This is a genomic window from Ruminococcus sp. AM31-15AC (genome assembly GCF_003462045.1).
In the GTDB taxonomy this organism is placed as follows: Bacteria; Bacillota; Clostridia; order Oscillospirales; family Ruminococcaceae; genus Hominimerdicola; species Hominimerdicola aceti.
The window spans coordinates 1-1,197 of record NZ_QTYG01000122.1; the positions used below are offsets into that span (position 1 = coordinate 1).

Annotated in this window: 1 protein-coding gene; it reads right to left on the minus strand. The window is 36.9% G+C overall.

All coding sequences use genetic code 11. The features are described from left to right. Positions 1 to 151: 151 nt before the first annotated feature. Complete coding sequence (locus tag DW793_RS15585; protein ID WP_242992566.1) at positions 152 to 430, minus strand: helix-turn-helix transcriptional regulator; 279 nt, start codon at positions 428 to 430, stop codon at positions 152 to 154. Positions 431 to 1,197 lie beyond the last annotated feature (767 nt).

The window sequence follows — 1,197 nt, forward strand, 5'->3', positions numbered from 1 at the left end:
CCAAAATTCAGCCAAAATAGTTATTTTTGCGATCTGGCATAAAAAGGAGTCAAGATTTCCCAAAAGCAGGAAATCTTGACTCTTTGAGCGCTGTTTTTTTTACAACGCCTTTTTGTTTTTTTATACGGTGTCAGCGGTCAATTTACGAATTTCATAGAGCCCGTTCTATACTTCTGAACTGCGACGGAGTAATACTCTCAAACCTTTTGAAAATCTTGCAAAAATAACTGCTGTCACAGAAACCAGTTTCTTCAGCTATCTGATCGACAGTTTTCTGCGTTTCCGCCAGAAGCATTTTAGCCGCCTGTATCTTGCGTTTTGTGATATATTCCATCGGTCGGCAGTTCAAGGTCTGCCTGAATAATCTGCACAAATGCTGCGAAAAAACTCCTGCGGCTTTACTTATGGATTCAAGACCGGGCTGTTTCATATAGTTTTCGTCAATATATGCGATCGCCTTTGTCACCGCAGGGGCGATTTGTACACTGCCTTTTCCTTTCGCCGCAAGACGGCTCAATTCAATGAAAAAGCTGTACAGATAGCCCGACGCTCACCAAAAAGACGGGAAGACTGCTTTCTTTGCTGATTATCGGATAATCGTAGAATTTCAAAATTAATTCACCGCCTGTGCTAAAATCGTTATATCTTAATAATATCATTCATTGACTTGTATGTCAATAAGCGTTATAATCTGGCTATTTCAACTTCCGTGTTGATGTTAACAAGCATTTAACAATTAACTTATGTAAAATGAAATAATTTAGAACGCAATATTTGTTCAGCTATACGAAAATCTTGTGCATATGAGAGAAATATGCAGAATATAGTGACTTTTGGTGTTATATGTGTTAAAATAATGTATACGTAGATAAAAAAAAGTCTATTGCAAAAAAGAAATGTGGTGAGTTCAATGAAGATGTGAATATTTATTATACATAATTATATTTCGAATGTGAACTCCGTGGGTACATATTACATGAATTATACCGGCACGGCTGTCCCAAAAGCGGGCACTCCGGTAACAGTAAAGGGTACTCTGAAAAATTACGTTGTTAGTAAAACAGTATAGTCAAAAGGAACGATAATACCATAAAAATATAAGGCGATACCGCATAACACCGTCAAGCAGTCTTTGTGCGGTATTGCCTTGTATTATAAGAAATCAAAGGAGCAACAATATGAAGCTACATTTAAAAA